Source organism: Halobaculum sp. CBA1158, from assembly GCF_021431925.1.
Classification (GTDB): domain Archaea; phylum Halobacteriota; class Halobacteria; order Halobacteriales; family Haloferacaceae; genus Halobaculum.
On sequence record NZ_CP090371.1, the window covers coordinates 1,302,048 to 1,319,202 of the forward strand.

A 17,155-nucleotide genomic window follows, 5' to 3' on the forward strand; every position below is an offset into this window, starting at 1 on the left:
TTGGTAGTTCGGATATTTAATCGCTTTCGTTCAATACAGGTTCGACCATTCCTCGAAACAGTCGCGGCGCGTACCTGGGGTGTTTTCCGGCGAGGTAGAGTCCGCGCCAGGCATGGTCCCACGCATCGGTTCGCTCAATCGCACCGGGTGGCCCATCGTGGTGTATCTCGGTCTTCGGAATACGCTCTATGTTGAATCCGCGCTTGTGACACTTGAGCGCGAAGTCCGTATCTCCCATGTGGGATCTGAGACGTTCGTCGAAGCCGTTCACCTCCCGCCAAGTTCTCTTCGTGAAGCCCATCAGCCGTCCGGCGACAAGGTCGTAGTTCCAGTCGCACATTCCAACGAGAGTATGGTCCTCTATTTCATCTACCACCGACCAAAAGAAATCCTCCGAGAAACGAATGTCGTCGTCGAGGAGGAGGACACGCTCGGTAGGCGCTGCATCGACTCCTGCGTTACGAGCCTCGTTTAATGTCCCGCCACGGGCGATCGCGATCGGGACGCCATCCGGGACGGACTCCCTCGTGAGCACGTCCTCGCTGGTCGTCGGTATAACGACTGTTATTTCTGTCATTGTCGGCCCACGGGTGCTACTGTCTTGTGTATGGCAGATGTATATAGGCGATGCGGTCGATCAATCGCTTGTCGGATCGACCCTTGTCTGGTCGTAATAAATTGTTTCCACCCTATCAACTACTTCACTCCACGTCATCGGATCGTAGTTGACACTCGAGGTCGTGGCCGCTTCAACGGCCTTCGATATCTCAGAGGGCTGAGTAGTATCGATTCCGACACACCCGTCGATTTCTACCCAATTCTTCAGGGCAGCTCGCTTAAGCACAACACACGGCGTACCTGTGGTGAGTGCCTCTGCGACCGTCATCCCGTACGCTTCGAACATTGAGAGACTCAAGAATACTGTCGCACCGGCGTACAGTCCGGGTAACCGGGCGTTATCGACATACCCGAGGAAATCAGTCCGTTCTGACACGCCAACCTCGGCAGCGAGCGATTTCAACGTATCGTCGTATGGTCCAGTACCTACAACCATCAGTTCGTACTCCGGTAACTGAGGTAGTGCTCGGATAGCATGTTGCACGCCCTTGTACTCTTCGAGCCGGCCAACGTACAGTAAGTACGGTCGGGTCTGCGAAAGCGGGGATGCGTCCACGAATCGGTCTACATCCAGTCCGTTCGGTATGACTTTCGCGTTCACGCCGAAGTCATCGCGGAGCCGTGCCTGTTCCCAACGACTTACGGCTATCACCTGCTCGGCTCTTCGTACTGTCCACCCTCCGATCGGCCGGTAAAATGACAAGAGCGTGTTCCGCGTAGGGGAAGCGCTCTCGCCGTGATAGTGCGTCGTGAACACGAAGCGCTCTTCGGAAACGTTGAGCGCTGCGAACAGCCCCGGGATGGCATGATAATTGTGTGCGTGGACGATATCCGCGTCGTACCGCCGAGCCGCCAGAGCGATACTTGGGGCGATATACATCGATCCGCCGGGAGCAAGCGAACGGAAACGACGGACGTTGACTCCGTTACGACACTCACGAGTCGCACCGCCTTCACCGGCATCAGCCGCGAACACGGTCACGTCGTGCCCTCGAGAAGCGAGTCCCTCACTTATTTCGCGTACGTGAGTTTCGACTCCTCCTTTTTGCGGAGGATACCGGTGTGTCACTTGCAGGACTCTCATCCGCTCTCAAACGCCTCCCGAAGCTCCATATCCACGTCCCACGTCCCGTCCCCCTCCCCACGCAGTAACTTCACCGCCGCCCGGAACAGCGAGACCTGCGTGTCGAACAGCGCGTACGCCGGCTGCAACGACCCCAGCGAATCCCGCGCCCCCAGCCACACGAACCCCCCGACCCCCGCGGGCACCGCAAGCCCGAGGGGCCCGCCCACAGCGACCGCCCCAAGCGACGCCAGTCCCACGCCGGCCATCATCAGCGTCGGCGACACGCCCATGAACCACCAGTTGAACGGCAACACGACCGTCCCGTAGCCACCGTACCCACCGAGCACGTCCCGCTGACGCCACAGCAACCGCAACAGTCCCATCGCCCTCCTGTCTTTCTGCGTCCGCCGCTTGCAGAACGCCGAGTGACTCGCTTCCTTGTACCGAATCGCCGGATCAAACACAACCCGACCGCCGTTCTTCCGGATCTTTAGTGCCAGTTCGGTGTCGTCGGCGATGGAGTCCTCGTCGATCGCGACGATCGAGTCGCGCTCGAACGCCGAAAACGGCCCGTGGAAGATGAACGTCGAGTCGAGGTGCGACTCCAGCGTCTGGATCTCCGCTTGCACGTCGCGATACCCTCGCTCGACCTCGCTGCCGCCGAGCACCTCGGCGTTCCGGCCCGTCACCGCCTCGACCGCGGGGTCGGCGAGGTTCGCGACGGCCTCCCGGAGGGCGTCCTCGGCGACCGTCGAGTCGCAGTCGGTCTTGACGACGACCTCGTTGCTCGCGGCGGCGTACGCCTCGTTGAGCGCGACCGCGAGCCCGCGGCGTTCGGTCTCCTCGATCAGCGTCAACTCCGGGGCCTCGCGGTCGGCGAAGAACTGCCGGACGATATCGGGCGTCGCGTCGTCGCTGGAGTCCACGACGACCACCTCGACCTCCTCCATCGGGTAGTCCCACCCGCAGATTCCCTCCAGCTTCGATTCGACGATCCGCTCCTCGTTGTACGTCGGGAGCACGACGCTCACGGACGGTTCGGCGTCGTGATCCTTCGCCGCGGGCGACCCCTCCGGGTCGCGGAGGAGATACAGGAGCCCGTACGCGAGGTAGGGAAGCCCGGTGAGACTGACAAGCCCCGCCAGCCAGCCGACGAGACGACGGAATCGCATTGCCGGCCGTTCGCCGACACCGTACAAAACGACGGCGGTCGGGAAGTCGCCTCCGGCCGCCCGGACCACACCGCGGCTCCCGTGGTCCCGAAACCCCTAACTCGCCCCCCGAACCACCGAACACACATGACCGACGATGTCTGCGTGCTCCTCCCCACCTACGACGAGGCCGCGACCGTCGCAGACGTCGTCACGGACTTTCGCGAGCACGGCCTCGAGAACGTGCTTGTGATCGACGGCGGGTCGACGGACGACACTCGCGAGCTTGCACGCGAGGCGGGCGCACGCGTGGAGATCCAGTCCGGCTCGGGGAAGGGCCAGGCGATCCGCGAGGCGGTTCGCGAGCACGTCACCTCGGAGTACGTTCTCATGGCCGACGCCGACGGCACCTACCGCGCGAGCGACGCCGAGGCGATGCTCGAACCGCTCCGCGAGGGCACCGCCGAACACGTCATCGGCGACCGCTTCGCCGACATGCGCGAGGGCGCGATGACGCGGTTCAATCGCCTCGGCAACGCCGTCTTCAACGGCCTGTTCTCGGTCATCCATCGCGAGGACTACGGCGACATCCTCTCGGGGTACCGCGCGTTCACCGTCGAGTCGTTCGAGCGGCTCCGCCTGGCCGCCGACGGCTTCGGCATCGAGACGGAGTTGGCCGTCGAGTGCGCGCGCCACGGCGTCCGAACGACCGTCGTCCCGATCACCTACCTCCCGCGTCCGAGCGGGTCGAACACGAACCTCCACCCCGTGAAGGACGGCGGGATCATCCTCATGGCGATCTACCGACAGGCGAAGACCTCGAACCCCCTGTTTTACTTCGGGAGCGCGGGGGTGGCCTCCGGGCTCGCGGGGACGGGGGTCGCGGCGTACGTCGCCTACGACTGGTTCGTCAACGGGATCCCGCACAACGTGCTCGCGATCGTGGCCGGGGTCGGGCTCATCCTGGGAGTGCAACTGCTCATCTTCGGCGTGCTCTCGGATCTGGTGGTCACGCTCCACGGCGAGACGCTGGACCGCGTCGAGCGTCTGGAGCGCGAGGTCGACGACGCGCTCGGCCAGGGAGACGCGGACAGCGAGGCCCGCGAGTCGGCGGAGGGCGAGCCGATCGCCGCCGAATTAGAAGGGAAGGATCGAACGGACCCGCCCGAGCAGTGATCCGGCCCCGCTCCGGCGACGGTCCTCGAAGATCGGGTGCAGTCGGTTGAGGAGGTCGCGCTCGGACTCGAAGCGTTCCTCGGGGATCTCACGGAGCACCGACGCCACGTCGAGCGTGTTGCCGGCGGCGTCGTACGAGACCTCCGTGTCGCCCAGCGACTCGATCAGCTCGTCGGTCGTCGCCGGGAACCGGACGCCCGCGCGGTCCAAGCGCGCGTTCAGCGCCGCGATGCCGAACTCGATCGAGTCGGGCTCCGACGTGTCCCCCTGCGGCGGTCTGGCTGCCATCGCTCCCGGGTTGGATCTCCGGGGACTAAAACGGCCGGGCACGCCGACGGCGTCGCGTCTCACACTTGCATCCGGCGTCTCGGTCCCAATCCCCCTCCCGCGTCGCCGCGCTTATCGGTGCCGCGGACCTCCCATAGCACATGACCGACTACACCACCGTCTCCATCCCCAAGGACCTCGCCGAGCGGGTCGAGGAGACCATCGAGGGGACGAGCTTCTCGTCCACCTCGGACCTCGTTCGGTTCCTCCTGCGTAGCATCGTCATCCAGCACCAGAAGGAGGGGTCGCTCTCGGAGGCGGAGTTCGAGGAGATCACAGATCAACTGCGAGACCTCGGCTATCTGGAGTAGATTAGTCGTCGCCCCCGGGCCGACTGATCCCGTTACTCACTCGGCGACCCGTTCCTCGGGCGGCTCCGCGTCGACGACGACCAGTTCGCGGCGTCGCCCGCGGCGGTCGTACGCGACCACGTCGTCCGCCTCGTAGGGCGGCGTCGCGACCAAGACGGTCGCCGCGAGGTCGTCCGCCTCGGTGAGCCGACGGTCCCCGTCGGGGTGTGAGAGGAACCGCGCCCGCCCCGAGGGGCGGCCCAGGTCCATCCCGAACACCGCCGCGACGGAGCCGCCCGCGGACGGGAAATAAAAGTGCGTCAACACCGGCGTCGTCGGGTCCAGGGCTGGCGGCGCGTCGACCAGGTCGCCGGCGGCCGTCGCGTCGAGGACGACGTTCTCGTCGTCGGGATCCGCCTCTCGTGCGCGTTCCAGGAGGAGCGAGAGCAGGTCGGCGGTGACGTACTCGGGCGCGGGGTCGTCGCCGACGCGCACGTCGTCCCCGTCCTGTTCGCCCGGTTCATCGAACTCGCCGTATGTCTTAGGCTCCTCGAGTCCGTCCGATCCGCCGGGACCGTCGGATCCGCTGGGTCCGTCCGATCTTCCGCGTCCGTCGTTCATCGCTCGGCGCTCATCCGAGGACCGAGCCGAGCGCCTTCACGTACAGCCCCGGCGCGTTGCCCCGGGAGCTGTCGAGCGCGTCGGCGAGCGCGCGGGCACCGCCCTCGGTCACGCCGGCCCCGTGACCGCACAGCACTCGTTCGGGGGACAGCCCCGAGAGCGCGCGCCGCGGCGGGAACAGCCGCAGCATGGGGTGGACGCCGAGCGTCTCCCCGCCGGTGCGCATGTACGAGGACGTCCCCACGGACTCGGGGACGTACAGCGTCCCGCCGTCCTCGTCGAGGAGGCCGACCTCCTGCCACGGCGGGATCGACGAGTCGCGGATCGTGATCGCCCGCAGGCCGCCCAACTCGCGGCCGAATCGCTCGACCGGTGCGTCGAGTTTCGTCGCGACGCCGGTCATCCAGTCGGGAACGTACACGGGCACGTCGTGGCGGGTCGCGATCGCGGCGGCGTCGCGCTTGTGGCGGTCCAGACAGACGACGACGCCCGCCACGTCGCCCTCCAGGTCCGCGATCAGGTCGTCGACGCCGTCGCCGTCCACCGGGTCGAGCACCCACACGTCGCCGTCGACCGAGAGGGCGTGGCTCGCTCGCTCCATCGTCTCGTCCGGATAGGCGATCCACCCGACGCCGCCGTCGAACTCGTCGATCACGACCGGGTCGCCTCCGCCGGACCCTTTCATCGGCATACACGGGCACAGGAGCGCCGCGGGCTTAAGTGGGGTGCCGCCGGAAGGGCTGACGAGATGACGACGCGACCCGCGACGACGCAGCCGCGCCCGGCACTCGCCGCGCTCGCGCTGGAGGTGACTGACCTCGGCCGCGCGGCCGACTGGTACGCCGACGCGTTCGGGCTCGTTCCGACCCGTCGCACCCCGAGCGAGTGCGCCTTCGACGCGGGCGGCACCGAGTTAGTGTTGCGCCGCCCGGAGTCGGTCCCCCGGGGCGGCCTCCACACGCACTTCGCGTTCGAGGTGCCGGGTCGGGAGTACGACGCCTGGCGAGCCAGGTTCCCCGACGCGCCCGAGGTAGACTTCGGCTCGTTCCGGTCGCTGTACCTGGAGGACGACGACGCCCACGCGCCCGAGATCGGTGGAACGGCCCCCGACGACGCCGGAACCGGGATCGTCGGGATCTTCGAGGTCGTCCTCGAGGTGGCGAACGTCGACGTCGCGAGCGACTGCTGGTCGGCGCTCGGCTTCTCCACGGTCGACCGCGGGGACGAGCGACGCAGGATCCGGATGCGCGGGCCCAGCGGAGCCGACCGCCAGTTCGACGTGGAGCTGTGGGAGCCGCAACTCGGGCTGGCCGACGCCCGCGGCGGGGTCCACGTCGACCTCGCGATCCGGGTGCGCGAACCCGCGGCCCTCGCCGAGCACGCCTACGGCGACCTGCCCTCGGTCACGGTCCGCGAGCGAGGCGACGGCTCCGTCGAACTGTACGACCCTGACGGGCACCACGTCGTGTTGCTACCGGTCGAGAGTGAGCATGGAGCGAATGGGACGGACCGATGACCGGGGAGGATACCGTCGCCGATGGCGACGAGGTCGAATGCGGCGACGGCGTCGGCGTCAGAGAGGATGATGGCCGCGCTGGCGACGCTGATGACCGCGTCGGCGACGACGATGGTCGTGCCGGCAGCGACGATAACCGCGCCGGCGACGACGACCGCGGCTACCGACACGTCGCCGTCGAGGAGGTGGCGAACACGCCGAACCCGACGCGCGTCAAGCGCGAACTCGACGAGGCGGTCGGCGCGTCGCTGTTCGGCTGCAACTACTACGAGGCCGACCCCGGCGAGCGCGTGCCGTGGGGGTACCACCGCCACCCGGATCACGAGGAGATGTTCTACGTCATCGCGGGCGAGTTGGCCGTCGAGACGCCCGACCGAACTTACCGCGTCGGCCCCGACGAGGCGTTCTTCGTGCCCGAGAACGCCCCGAACCGGGCGGTCGCCGCCGGCGACGAGCCGTGCCGCTTCCTCGCGCTCGGCGCGCCCAAGGACGCCGACGGCGCTGTGATCGAAGAGGCGTGTCCGGCCTGCGGAGCGGTAACCGACCGGGAGTACGAGGTTCAGACCGTCGATGCGGGAGTCAACCCCGACGTGACCGAGTACGTCCTGTCGTGTGCCGAATGCGGCGAGACGGTCGATCGGTTCTCGGCGTGAACGGCGCGTATTGGCGTCCTGGCGCGTGTGAGCGTCTCAAGGGGGCCAGCGTCGGATCTCCCTCGCGACGCGCCTGACTCGACCGCGCTGGCGACGGCGACACACCCGACTCGACCGCGCCGACGAGGACACGCCTGCGCCGGCGACCCAGTTCAGCCCAGTCGGTCGGTGTCGATGTCGACGTTCGGTGGGGAGACGACGAGGAACCCCCGGAAGTGGGTGAGCTCGCCGCCCATCTCGTTCACCTGGCGGGCGAACCCGCTCGCCAGTTCGTTGAGGTCCCCCTCGACGGCCAACACGAGCACGTTTCCGTACTCGATGTTGCGAACCCACTGCTCGGGCTCCGTCTCGCCGTCGAGCACGCCGAGGACGACGTCCCCCACGGTGCCGTCCGACTCCATCATCTCCTCGGCGTCCTCGAGGTCGAGCCCGAAATCGGCCATATCGCGCCGGAGGGCGTGTTCTCTCAAAAGCGTTCGGTCCACGTCCGACGGGCGTCCGACCGCCGAGGTCGACGGCTGCCAGTCGACGCCCGTCCGGCCGCGTCCCGATCGAACGTACACACCATCTATACAAGGACATATTAACACACCCCGGTAGAGATAGGTCGTTGGTGTCTTGCGATCGTCGCCGAAGTCGATCGATCGGACGGTCGTTCGGGGCGGTCCCTACCTGTCCGACCGGAACTGTTTACAAGGAGTTCTCCCCTCAACTGGGACGATGTCCCATAATCAGGACTCGTCGGTAACCAGTCCGGCGGAACGGGTTCTTCCAGGGCACGCTGAGTGCAACTGACGAGTTCGAATCTGTCCGTATCTTCGACACGACGCTTCGCGACGGCGAGCAGTCGCCGCGCACGTCGTTCGATTACGAGGAGAAACGAGAGATAGCCGCGGCCCTCGACGAGCTGGGCGTCTCCGTCATCGAGGCGGGGTTCCCGGTCAACTCCGACGCCGAGTTCGAGGCCGTCAAAGACATCGCGGAGTCGACCGACACGACCGTCTGCGGGCTCGCCCGCGTGGTCGAGAAGGACATCCAGGCCGCCATCGACTCGGGGGTCGGGATGATCCACACGTTCGTCTCCACGAGCGACGTGCAGATCGAGGACTCGATGCACGCGACCCGCCAGGAGGTCAAAGAGCGGGCCGTCGAGGCCGTCGAGATGGCCACGGAGTCGGGTGCGGAGGTCATGTTCTCGCCGATGGACGCCACCCGCACCGAGGAGTCGTTCCTCGTCGAGGTGATCGAGGCCGTCGACGAGGTCGGTGTCGACTGGATCAACATCCCCGACACCTGCGGGGTCGCAACCCCGCGTCGCTTCGGCGACCTGATCGAGGTGGTGGCCGAGCACACCGACGCCGGCATCGACGTGCACACCCACGACGACTTCGGGCTGGCCGGCGCGAACGCGCTGGCCGGCGTCGAGGCCGGGGCCGACCAGATGCAGGTGTCGGTCAACGGCATCGGCGAGCGCGCCGGCAACGCCGCCCTCGAGGAGGTCGTCATGGCCGCCGAGTCGCTGTACGACGCCGACACCGGCATCGACACGACACGGATCACCGAGGTGTCGCGCATGGTCGAGCAGGCCAGCGACATCCCGGTGCCGCCGAACAAGCCCGTGGTCGGGCGCAACGCCTTCAGCCACGAGTCCGGCATCCACGCCGCCGGCGTCATCGAGAACAGCGACACCTTCGAGCCGGGGGTCATGACCCCCGAGATGGTCGGCGCGACCCGCGAGCTGGTGATGGGCAAACACACCGGCACCCACTCGGTGCGCGAGCGGCTGGTCGAGGACGGCTTCGACCCGACCGAGTCCGAGGTCCGCGCGGTCACCCGCCGGGTGAAGGACCACGGCGCGGAGGGCCGCGTCACGATGTCGGACGTCCGCCGGTTCGCCGCCGAGGAGGGCGTCGCGGAGGCCGACTCCGACGAGGACGAGCGCGAGCGGGAGGCGCGCGTCTGAGCGCGATGGCGGCGCGCGCAATCGTTGCCAGCCGCGGTACGGTTATGGCCGTCGGGCCGGTAGCGGTCGGCGAGATGACGACGCGACTCGTCTCGCCGGCCGCTCGCCGCACGCTCGACGAGCGCGTCGTCGCCCTTCTCGCGGAGGTCTCGGGTATCGTAGGGGCGTGACCGCCCCCGCACACCCACCCATCCGACCCGCGTACCGGCCACCGACCACCAGCGACCAGCGACACGACATCGGCACATGACACGAACTCACGGAGGACGACGATGAGCGAGCCAGCAACCCCCGACACCGGCGGACGCGACGACGCCGACGACGCGGACGACCCCGACGAGGGCGCGGACGCGTCGACCGCGGGGCGAACCGACGACGAGCGAGCCGAGCGAGCCGCTCGGACCGACGCCGCGAGTCGCGAGCCCGGGACGGGCGCGGACGCGGTCGTCTCGGCGCTGGAGGCCGCGGGCGTCGACACCGCCTTCGGCGTCCAGGGCGGAGCGATCATGCCCGTGTACGACGCGCTCGTCGGCTCGTCGGTCCACCACGTGACGATGGCCCACGAGCAGGGGGCGGCCCACGCGGCCGACGCCTACGGCGTCGTTCGGGGCGACCCGGGTGTCTGCATGGCCACCTCGGGGCCGGGCGCGACGAACCTCGTCACCGGCATCGCGGACGCGTCGATGGATTCCGACGCCGTGCTGGCGCTGACGGGGCAGGTCCCCTCGGCCATGGTCGGCTCGGACGCCTTCCAGGAAACCGACACCGTCGGCGTCACCGCGCCGATCACGAAGCACAACTACTTCGCGAGCGACTCCGACGCCGTCGGCTCCACGGTCGGCGAGGCGTTCGCGCTCGCGAAGACGGGTCGCCCGGGCCCGACGCTCGTCGACCTCCCGAAGGACGTGAGCTTCGGCGACGCCGAGACCCCGGTGGGCGAGCCGACGCCGCCCGAGCGGACCGTCCCCGACCCGGCCGCCGACGAGGAGCAGGTCGAGGCGGCCGCCCGGGCCATCGAGGAGGCCGAACGGCCGCTGTGCCTGTTCGGCGGCGGCGTGATCAAGGGGGACGCGACCGAGGAGGCGCGGGCGTTCGCACGCGCCCACGAGATTCCGGTCGTGACGACGATGCCCGGGATCGGGTCGTTCCCCGAGGACGACGACCTCTGTCTGTCGTGGGCGGGGATGCACGGCACCGGCTACGCCAACATGGCGATCACGCACACGGACTGCCTCATCGGGGTCGGGACGCGCTTCGACGACCGGCTCACCGGCGGCGTCGACACCTTCGCCCCGGAGGCGGAGGTCGTTCACGTCGACATCGACCCCGCGGAGATATCGAAGAACGTCCACGCGGACTACCCGGTCGTCGGCGACGCCGGGACCGTCATCGAGCAGATCGACGCAGAGATCCGCGGGGCCGACGCCCCCGACACGACTGAGTGGCGCGAGCAGTACGACGAGTGGCGCGAGCGGTACCCGATGGACTACGCCGTCGACCCCGACGAGCCGGTCACCCCCGAGTTCGTCGTCGAGGCGTTCGACGCCGCAACCGGCGACGACGCGTACGTGGCAACCGGCGTCGGCCAACACCAGATGTGGGCCGCCCAGTACTGGACGTTCCGCGAGCCCCGAACGTTCGTCTCCTCGCACGGACTGGGGGCGATGGGGTACGGCCTGCCCGCGGCGATCGGCGCGCGGATCGCCGCCGAGGACGACCGCGAGGTGGTTGCCTTCGAGGGCGACGGCTCGTTCCTGATGACGATCCAGGAGCTGTCGGTCGCCGTCCGCGAGACCCTCGACATCACGGTCGTCGTGCTCAACAATGAGTACATCGGGATGGTCAGGCAATGGCAGGACGCCTTCTTCGAGGGCCGCCACATGGCCTCCGAGTACGACTGGATGCCGGAGTTCGACACGCTCGCGGAGGCGTTCGGGGCGAAGGGCTTCCGGATCGACGACTACGACGACGTCGCCGAGACGGTCGAGGAGGCGCTCGCCTACGACGGCCCGTCGGTCGTCGACGCCCACATCGACCCCGAGGCGAACGTCTACCCGATGGTCGCGAGCGGGGCCGCGAACGGCCGGTTCGCGCTCGCGGAGGACCAGCTGTGAGCCGAGACGAGACCGGCGGCCGAGCCGACACCGCCGGGAACGACGCACCCGACCGCGCGGGCGACGATGCGACCGAGTCGATCGCGGACGGCGGCTCCGCCCACCCGGCCGAGGATCCCGCTGCCGAGCGCGCTCGTCCGGCCGACGGCGACGCGCCGGCGACGGGGCTCGCCGGCCCGCGACCGGACGAGCGCCCGCACCCGACCGGCCGCCGGGACGAACACGGCGTCCGCAAGGAGCCCGATTCCGGTACCGAGCCGACGCGCCGGGCGACCATCTCCGCGCTCGTCGAGGACGAACCGGGCGTGCTCGCGCGCTCGGCCGGGCTGTTCCGCCGACGGCAGTTCAACATCGAGAGCCTGACGGTCGGCCCGACGACCGTCGAGGGCCACTCGCGGATCACGCTCGTCGTCGAGGAGACCGAGGCGGGCATCGAGCAGGCGAAGAAACAGCTCGCGAAGCTCACGCCCGTCATCGCGGTGGGCGAACTGAGCGGGGACGCCGTCGCCGCCGAGCTGGTGTTGCTGAAGGTCCGGGGACAGGAGCCCGACAAGGTCCACGCGATCACCTCGATGTACGACGGCCAGACGCTCGATGCGGGACCGCGCACGATCACGGTGCAAATAACCGGCGACGAGAACCAGATCGACGACGCGATCGACGCCTTCGACCAGTTCGGCATCATCGAGATCGCACGGACCGGCCAGACCGCGCTGGAACGCGGGGACTCCCCGACGACGCCCGGCGAAGAGCCGGGGCACTCGGCGGGCGAGACCGACGACGACGAGTTCACTAACTACGACGACTGAGGACACACCACGAGACACCACACAACGATGACAGACTCCGATTCCACCCTCGACACCGAGGTATACTACGACGACGACGCCGACCGCTCGCATATCGACGACAAGACCGTGGCCGTGCTCGGCTACGGCAGCCAGGGCCACGCCCACGCGCAGAACCTGCACGACTCGGGCGTCGACGTGATCGTCGGCCTGCGCGAGGACTCCTCCTCGCGCGCGGCCGCCGAGAGCGACGGCCTCCGCGTGGAGACGCCGGCCGACGCCGCCGCCGAGGCGGATGTCGTCTCCGTGCTCGTTCCCGACACCGTCCAGCCGGACGTGTACGAGGCGATCGAGCCGGGGATCGAGGCGGGCGACACGCTGCAGTTCGCCCACGGCTTCAACATCCACTACAACCAGATCGTCCCCAAGGACGGCGTCGACGTGACGATGATCGCGCCGAAGTCTCCCGGTCACCTCGTGCGCCGCAACTACGAGGCCGGCGAGGGGACTCCCGGGCTGCTGGCCGTCTACCAGGACGCGACCGGCGAGGCCCACGAGGAGGCGCTGGCGTACGCCCACGCCATCGGCTGCACCCGCGCGGGCGTCGTCGAGACCACGTTCCGCGAGGAGACCGAGACCGACCTCTTCGGCGAGCAGGCTGTGCTGTGCGGCGGCGTCACCTCGCTCGTGAAGCAGGGGTACGAGACGCTCGTCGACGCCGGATACAGCCGCGAGATGGCGTACTTCGAGTGCCTGAACGAGCTGAAGCTCATCGTCGATCTGATGTACGAGGGCGGGCTCGGCGAGATGTGGGACTCCGTCTCCGACACGGCGGAGTACGGCGGGCTCGTCAAGGGCGACGCGGTCGTCGACGAGCACGCCCGCGAGAACATGGAGGAGGTGCTGGAGGCGGTGCAGGACGGCACCTTCGCCCGCGAGTGGATCGCCGAGAACCAGGCCGGACGCCCCTCCTACACGCAGCTTCGCGAGGCCGAGAAGAACCACGACATCGAGGGCGTCGGCGAGGACCTGCGCGGGCTGTTCGCGTGGGACGAGGACGCCCAGTCGGACGAGGAGGACCCCGAACAGGCCGAGGTACGCGCCGATGACTGAGGCCGGAGCGACCGGCCGTCGAGCCGCCGACCGGTCGGGGGGCGTCCGCCGATGAGCACGGGCACGCTGTACGACAAGGTGTGGGAGCGCCACAAGGTGGCCGACCTGCCGAACGGCCAGGACCAGCTGTTCATCGGCCTCCACCTCGTCCACGAGGTGACGAGCCCCCAGGCGTTCGGCATGCTCCGCGAGCGCGACATGGACGTCGCGTTCCCCGACCGCACGGTCGCAACCACCGACCACATCGTCCCGACGCGGCCGGAGGGTCGCGAGCGTCCCCTCGCCGACGAGCGGGCCGAGGAGATGCTCACGCACCTCGAGCGCAACACCGAGGAGTCAGGGATCCGCTTCTTCGGCCTCGAGGACGACCGCCAGGGCATCGCCCACGTCGTCGGCCCGGAGTTGGGCTTCGTCCAGCCGGGCATGACCGTCGTCTGCGGCGACAGCCACACCTCTACCCACGGCGCGTTCGGCGCGATCGGTATGGGGATCGGTACGAGCCAGATCCGCGACGTGTTCGCCACCGGCTGTATCTCCGCGGACAAGAAGGACGTCCGGCGCGTGGAGGTCGCCGGCGAACTCGGCGACGGCGTCGGCGCGAAGGACGTAATCTTACACGTCATCCGGGAACTCGGCGTCGACGGCGGCGTCGGCCACGTCTACGAGTACGGCGGCGAGGCCGTCCACGCGCTCGACATGGAGGGCCGCCTGGCGGTGTGTAACATGTCCATCGAGGGCGGCGCTCGCGCGGGCTACATCAATCCGGACGAGACCACCTACGAGTACCTCGCGGGGCGCGAGTTCGCCCCAGAGGGCGACGAGTTCGAGGAACGAAAGGAGTACTGGGAGTCGATCCGATCCGACGAGGACGCCCAGTACGACGACTGGGTCGAGGTCGACGCCGACGACCTCGCGCCGCAGGTGTCGTGGGGAACCAACCCCGAGCAGGTCGTCAGCGTCGACGAACCCGTCCCGGCTCCCGAGGACACGCGCGACCCCGACGCCGCCGAGTCCGCACAGGACCACACCGAGGTCACTCCCGGCGAGACGATGGAGGGACACGAGGTCGACGTGGCGTTCCTCGGCACCTGCACGAACGGCCGCGTCGCGGACTTCCGCGAGGCCGCGCGGGTGCTGAAGGGCCGCGAGGTCGCCGACGGCGTTCGCGCCCTCGCCGTCCCCGGTTCGGGCACGGTCAAGCGGAAGCTGGAGGCCGAGGGGATCGATCAGGTGTTCAAAGACGCCGGCTTCCAGTGGCGCGAGGCCGGCTGTTCGATGTGCCTGGCGATGAACGACGACGCGCTGGAGGGCGACGAGGTGTGCGCCTCGTCGTCGAACCGGAACTACGTCGGCCGCCAGGGCTCCACCGAGGGGCGCACGCACCTGATGTCGCCCGGGATGGTCGCCGCCGCGGCCGTCGAGGGCGCGGTGACGGACGTGCGCGAGTTCGACACCCCCGATGCCGACCTTGTCGGCGACCGCGCAGGCGACGCGGTCGACGGCGCGGGCGAGGACGCGGAGGTGGAGCGATGAGCGACGACGCCCCCGGGAGCGCCGGCGACGACGCGCCCGAGACCGAGGAGGCGGGGGTGCCGGCGATCCGCCGAGTCGCGGGGACCGGCGTCCCGCTGCGCGGCGACGACGTCGACACCGACCAGATCCTCCCCGCGCGGTTCCTGAAGGCGGTCACCTTCGACGACATGGGCGAGTACGCCTTCTACGACCAGCGCCGCGACGAGGACGGCGAGTTGAACGACCACCCGTTCAACGAGTATCAGGGCGCGAACGTCCTCGCGGTCAACGACAACTTCGGCTGCGGCTCCTCCCGGGAGCACGCCCCGCAGGGGCTGATGCGCTGGGGCGTCGAGGCCATCGTCGGCGAGTCGTTCGCGGAGATCTTCCAGGACAACTGCAAGTCGCTGGGCATCGCGACGCTCGCGGTCGACCACGAGGACGCCGTCGACCTCCAGGGGTTCATCGAGACGAACCCCGACGCCGGCATCGAGGTCGACGTGCGCGCGGAGACCGTCCGCTACGACGGCACCGTCGTCGAGGGCGAGGTGCCCGACGCGATGCGCGAGGCGCTGCTCGAGGGCATCTGGGACACGACCGCCGTAATGGCGACGAACCTCGATCGCGCGAAGGCCGTCAACGACGGCCTGCCGTACACCGATGACTGAGGTCCCCGAGATCGCGGTGATCGAGGGCGACGGCATCGGCCACGAGGTCGTGCCCGTCGCCGTCGAGGTGCTGGAGGCCGTCGGCGACTACGAGTTCACCGAGGCCGAGGCGGGCGACGCGACGCTCGACGAGACGGGCGAGGCGCTGCCCGCGGAGACGTACGAACTCGCGGCCTCGGCGGACGCGACGCTGTTCGGCGCGGCCGGCGAGTCGGCCGCCGACGTGATCCTCCCGCTGCGGGAGGCCGTCGGCTCGTTCGTCAACATCCGGCCGGCGCGGGCGTACCCCGGCGTCGACGCGCTCCGTCCGGAGACGGACCTGGTCTTCCTCCGGGAGAACACCGAGGGCGTGTACGCCGGCCACGAGGACCGCCTCACCGACGACGTGTCGACGCTGACGCGCGTGGTGACGGAGTCGGCCTCGCGCCGACTCGGAGAGTTCGCCTGCGAGTACGTGCACGAACGCGGGACGGACGGCTTCACCGTGGCACACAAGGCGAACGTGATGCGGGAGACGGACGGCCTGTTCCGCGACACGGTGCTCGCGGAGGCGGAGGCAGCAGGCGTCGACGCCGACACCGTCCTGATGGACGCGTTCGCGACGCGCGTGTGCCTGGACCCGACGCAGTTCGACGTGATCGTCTGCCCGAACCTCGCGGGCGACGTGCTGTCGGACCTGGCGGCGGGGCTCGTGGGCGGACTCGGCCTGCTCCCGTCGGCGAACGTCGGCCCCGAACGCGGCCTGTTCGAACCGGTCCACGGCACGGCACCCGACATCGCCGGCGACGGAGTCGCGAACCCCTCGGCGACGATCCTCTCGGCGGCGATGCTCGTCGAATCGCTGGGCGACGACGCGGCGGGCGACCGGATCCGCTCGGCCGTCGAGAGCGTGCTCTCCGAGGGCCCGCGTACGCCGGATCTCGGTGGCGAGGCGACGACGCGGGAGGTCGCCGACGCTGTGCTCACACGGGTCTGAGACGGCGGGTCGGTCGTCCGTGACTCCGTCCGAGTGGTCCCGGGCGGCTACTCCTGGTACGCCATCCGGACCTGCTCGAACCGGTCCTTCTGTTCGAGGTGTCGCTGGAGCTGCTCGGCGTACTCTTGGGTGAGCTGCTCGGCGGCCTCCAGTTTCTCGCGGTCGGCACCGCCGCCGCCGCCGCCGAACAGCGTGTCGGTGATGTCCGAGACGATGCCGCCGAGGGGCCCCGAGGAGTCCTCCTGGCCGCTCATCGCCCCCATCTGCTTCGAGATGTTCTCCAGTTCGGGGATGATCTGCGGGAGCTTCTCGGTGTCGGCGACGATCCGCGCGGAGTCGGGGTCGTCGGCGTTCTCGATCTCGAACTCCGTGGCCGTCATGATCAGTCCCCACTCCTGGTTCGAGAAGCGCGAGTCGCGGAGCCGATCGGTGAACTCGCGGTCGACGGCCATCCGCTCGCCCACGATCGCGTCCGTCCAGTCGCTCATGGGCGAGTCAACGCGACCGGACGGTATGTCGGTTTCCCTCGGCGACGAGCGAGTCGCCGACGGTACTGCCCCGCCGACGGCAGGTACGTCGCCGACGGCACCGTGCATCGCTTTC

19 protein-coding genes are annotated in these 17,155 nt (G+C 68.8%); 11 read left to right on the top strand and 8 right to left on the bottom strand.

Going from position 1 to position 17,155, the window contains the following annotated elements; all coding sequences use genetic code 11:
- Positions 1-16: 16 nt before the first annotated feature.
- Genes Hbl1158_RS06880 through Hbl1158_RS06890 form a run of 3 tightly spaced genes read right to left on the bottom strand, consistent with a single transcriptional unit; the run spans position 17 to position 2,856 of the window.
- Entirely contained in the window at positions 17-577 is a 561-nt protein-coding gene (locus Hbl1158_RS06880) for a hypothetical protein (RefSeq protein WP_234299311.1), read from the bottom strand.
- A 60-nt stretch (positions 578-637) separates the two neighbouring features.
- A complete protein-coding gene (locus tag Hbl1158_RS06885; protein WP_234299312.1) occupies positions 638-1,702 on the bottom strand; it encodes a glycosyltransferase family 4 protein in 1,065 nt (354 codons plus the stop codon).
- Positions 1,699-2,856, bottom strand: coding sequence for a glycosyltransferase (locus Hbl1158_RS06890; RefSeq protein ID WP_234299313.1), 1,158 nt, complete (start codon positions 2,854-2,856; stop codon positions 1,699-1,701). Before Hbl1158_RS06890 ends, Hbl1158_RS06885 begins: the two co-directional genes overlap by 4 nt.
- Before the next feature lie 126 nt (positions 2,857-2,982).
- Between Hbl1158_RS06890 and aglJ the strand changes: the two genes are divergently transcribed.
- A complete protein-coding gene (aglJ, locus tag Hbl1158_RS06895) occupies positions 2,983-4,011 on the top strand; it encodes an S-layer glycoprotein N-glycosyltransferase AglJ (protein ID WP_234299314.1) in 1,029 nt (342 codons plus the stop codon).
- Here the strand turns inward: aglJ and Hbl1158_RS06900 are convergent.
- Positions 3,973-4,299, bottom strand: coding sequence for a hypothetical protein (locus Hbl1158_RS06900; RefSeq protein ID WP_234299315.1), 327 nt, complete (start codon positions 4,297-4,299; stop codon positions 3,973-3,975). The genes aglJ and Hbl1158_RS06900 overlap by 39 nt on opposite strands.
- A 140-nt stretch (positions 4,300-4,439) precedes the next feature.
- Between Hbl1158_RS06900 and Hbl1158_RS06905 the strand changes: the two genes are divergently transcribed.
- Positions 4,440-4,649 (top strand): ribbon-helix-helix domain-containing protein, encoded by a 210-nt coding sequence (locus Hbl1158_RS06905; RefSeq protein ID WP_234299316.1) that lies wholly within the window; start codon positions 4,440-4,442, stop codon positions 4,647-4,649.
- Positions 4,650-4,685: 36 nt separating this feature from the next.
- Here the strand turns inward: Hbl1158_RS06905 and Hbl1158_RS06910 are convergent, their stop codons facing one another.
- Entirely contained in the window at positions 4,686-5,249 is a 564-nt protein-coding gene (locus Hbl1158_RS06910; RefSeq protein WP_234299317.1) for a hypothetical protein, read from the bottom strand.
- A gap of 10 nt (positions 5,250-5,259) precedes the next feature.
- Positions 5,260-5,934, bottom strand: a complete 675-nt coding sequence (locus tag Hbl1158_RS06915) for a hypothetical protein (RefSeq protein ID WP_234299486.1) — start codon at positions 5,932-5,934, stop codon at positions 5,260-5,262.
- A 63-nt stretch (positions 5,935-5,997) separates the two neighbouring features.
- Here Hbl1158_RS06915 and Hbl1158_RS06920 point away from each other — a divergent pair, with 63 nt between their 5' ends.
- Together Hbl1158_RS06920 and Hbl1158_RS06925 are read left to right on the top strand one after the other, a co-directional pair.
- Positions 5,998-6,765 carry a VOC family protein gene (locus Hbl1158_RS06920; protein WP_234299318.1) on the top strand — a complete coding sequence of 256 codons (768 nt, stop codon included), beginning with the start codon at positions 5,998-6,000 and terminating at the stop codon, positions 6,763-6,765.
- Complete coding sequence (locus Hbl1158_RS06925) at positions 6,762-7,418, top strand: cupin domain-containing protein (protein WP_234299319.1); 657 nt, start codon at positions 6,762-6,764, stop codon at positions 7,416-7,418. The genes Hbl1158_RS06920 and Hbl1158_RS06925 overlap by 4 nt, the downstream gene beginning before the upstream one ends.
- A 152-nt stretch (positions 7,419-7,570) precedes the next feature.
- Here the strand turns inward: Hbl1158_RS06925 and Hbl1158_RS06930 are convergent, their stop codons facing one another.
- Positions 7,571-7,861, bottom strand: a complete 291-nt coding sequence (locus Hbl1158_RS06930) for a DUF5779 family protein (protein ID WP_234299320.1) — start codon at positions 7,859-7,861, stop codon at positions 7,571-7,573.
- Positions 7,862-8,199: 338 nt separating this feature from the next.
- Between Hbl1158_RS06930 and Hbl1158_RS06935 the strand changes: the two genes are divergently transcribed.
- The 7 genes from Hbl1158_RS06935 to Hbl1158_RS06965 all read left to right on the top strand — a co-directional run bounded on the left by Hbl1158_RS06935 (position 8,200) and on the right by Hbl1158_RS06965 (position 16,552).
- Complete coding sequence (locus Hbl1158_RS06935) at positions 8,200-9,381, top strand: 2-isopropylmalate synthase (protein ID WP_234299487.1); 1,182 nt, start codon at positions 8,200-8,202, stop codon at positions 9,379-9,381.
- 272 nt (positions 9,382-9,653) lie between these two features.
- Positions 9,654-11,495, top strand: coding sequence for a biosynthetic-type acetolactate synthase large subunit (ilvB, locus tag Hbl1158_RS06940; RefSeq protein WP_234299321.1), 1,842 nt, complete (start codon positions 9,654-9,656; stop codon positions 11,493-11,495).
- A gap of 80 nt (positions 11,496-11,575) precedes the next feature.
- Entirely contained in the window at positions 11,576-12,304 is a 729-nt protein-coding gene (ilvN, locus tag Hbl1158_RS06945; RefSeq protein WP_234299488.1) for an acetolactate synthase small subunit, read from the top strand.
- A 27-nt stretch (positions 12,305-12,331) separates the two neighbouring features.
- Positions 12,332-13,396: a ketol-acid reductoisomerase gene (gene ilvC, locus Hbl1158_RS06950; protein ID WP_234299322.1), complete on the top strand. Its 1,065-nt coding sequence runs from the start codon at positions 12,332-12,334 to the stop codon at positions 13,394-13,396.
- 51 nt (positions 13,397-13,447) lie between these two features.
- The gene (gene leuC, locus Hbl1158_RS06955; protein WP_234299323.1) at positions 13,448-14,929 is read left to right on the top strand and encodes a 3-isopropylmalate dehydratase large subunit; all 1,482 of its coding nucleotides are present in this window, start codon (positions 13,448-13,450) and stop codon (positions 14,927-14,929) included.
- Positions 14,926-15,576 (top strand): 3-isopropylmalate dehydratase small subunit, encoded by a 651-nt coding sequence (locus Hbl1158_RS06960; protein WP_234299324.1) that lies wholly within the window; start codon positions 14,926-14,928, stop codon positions 15,574-15,576. The genes leuC and Hbl1158_RS06960 overlap by 4 nt, the downstream gene beginning before the upstream one ends.
- Positions 15,569-16,552: an isocitrate/isopropylmalate family dehydrogenase gene (locus tag Hbl1158_RS06965; RefSeq protein ID WP_234299325.1), complete on the top strand. Its 984-nt coding sequence runs from the start codon at positions 15,569-15,571 to the stop codon at positions 16,550-16,552. Before Hbl1158_RS06960 ends, Hbl1158_RS06965 begins: the two co-directional genes overlap by 8 nt.
- A gap of 47 nt (positions 16,553-16,599) precedes the next feature.
- Here the strand turns inward: Hbl1158_RS06965 and Hbl1158_RS06970 are convergent, their stop codons facing one another.
- The gene (locus tag Hbl1158_RS06970) at positions 16,600-17,040 is read right to left on the bottom strand and encodes a DUF5799 family protein (RefSeq protein ID WP_234299326.1); all 441 of its coding nucleotides are present in this window, start codon (positions 17,038-17,040) and stop codon (positions 16,600-16,602) included.
- Positions 17,041-17,155: the final 115 nt, after the last annotated feature.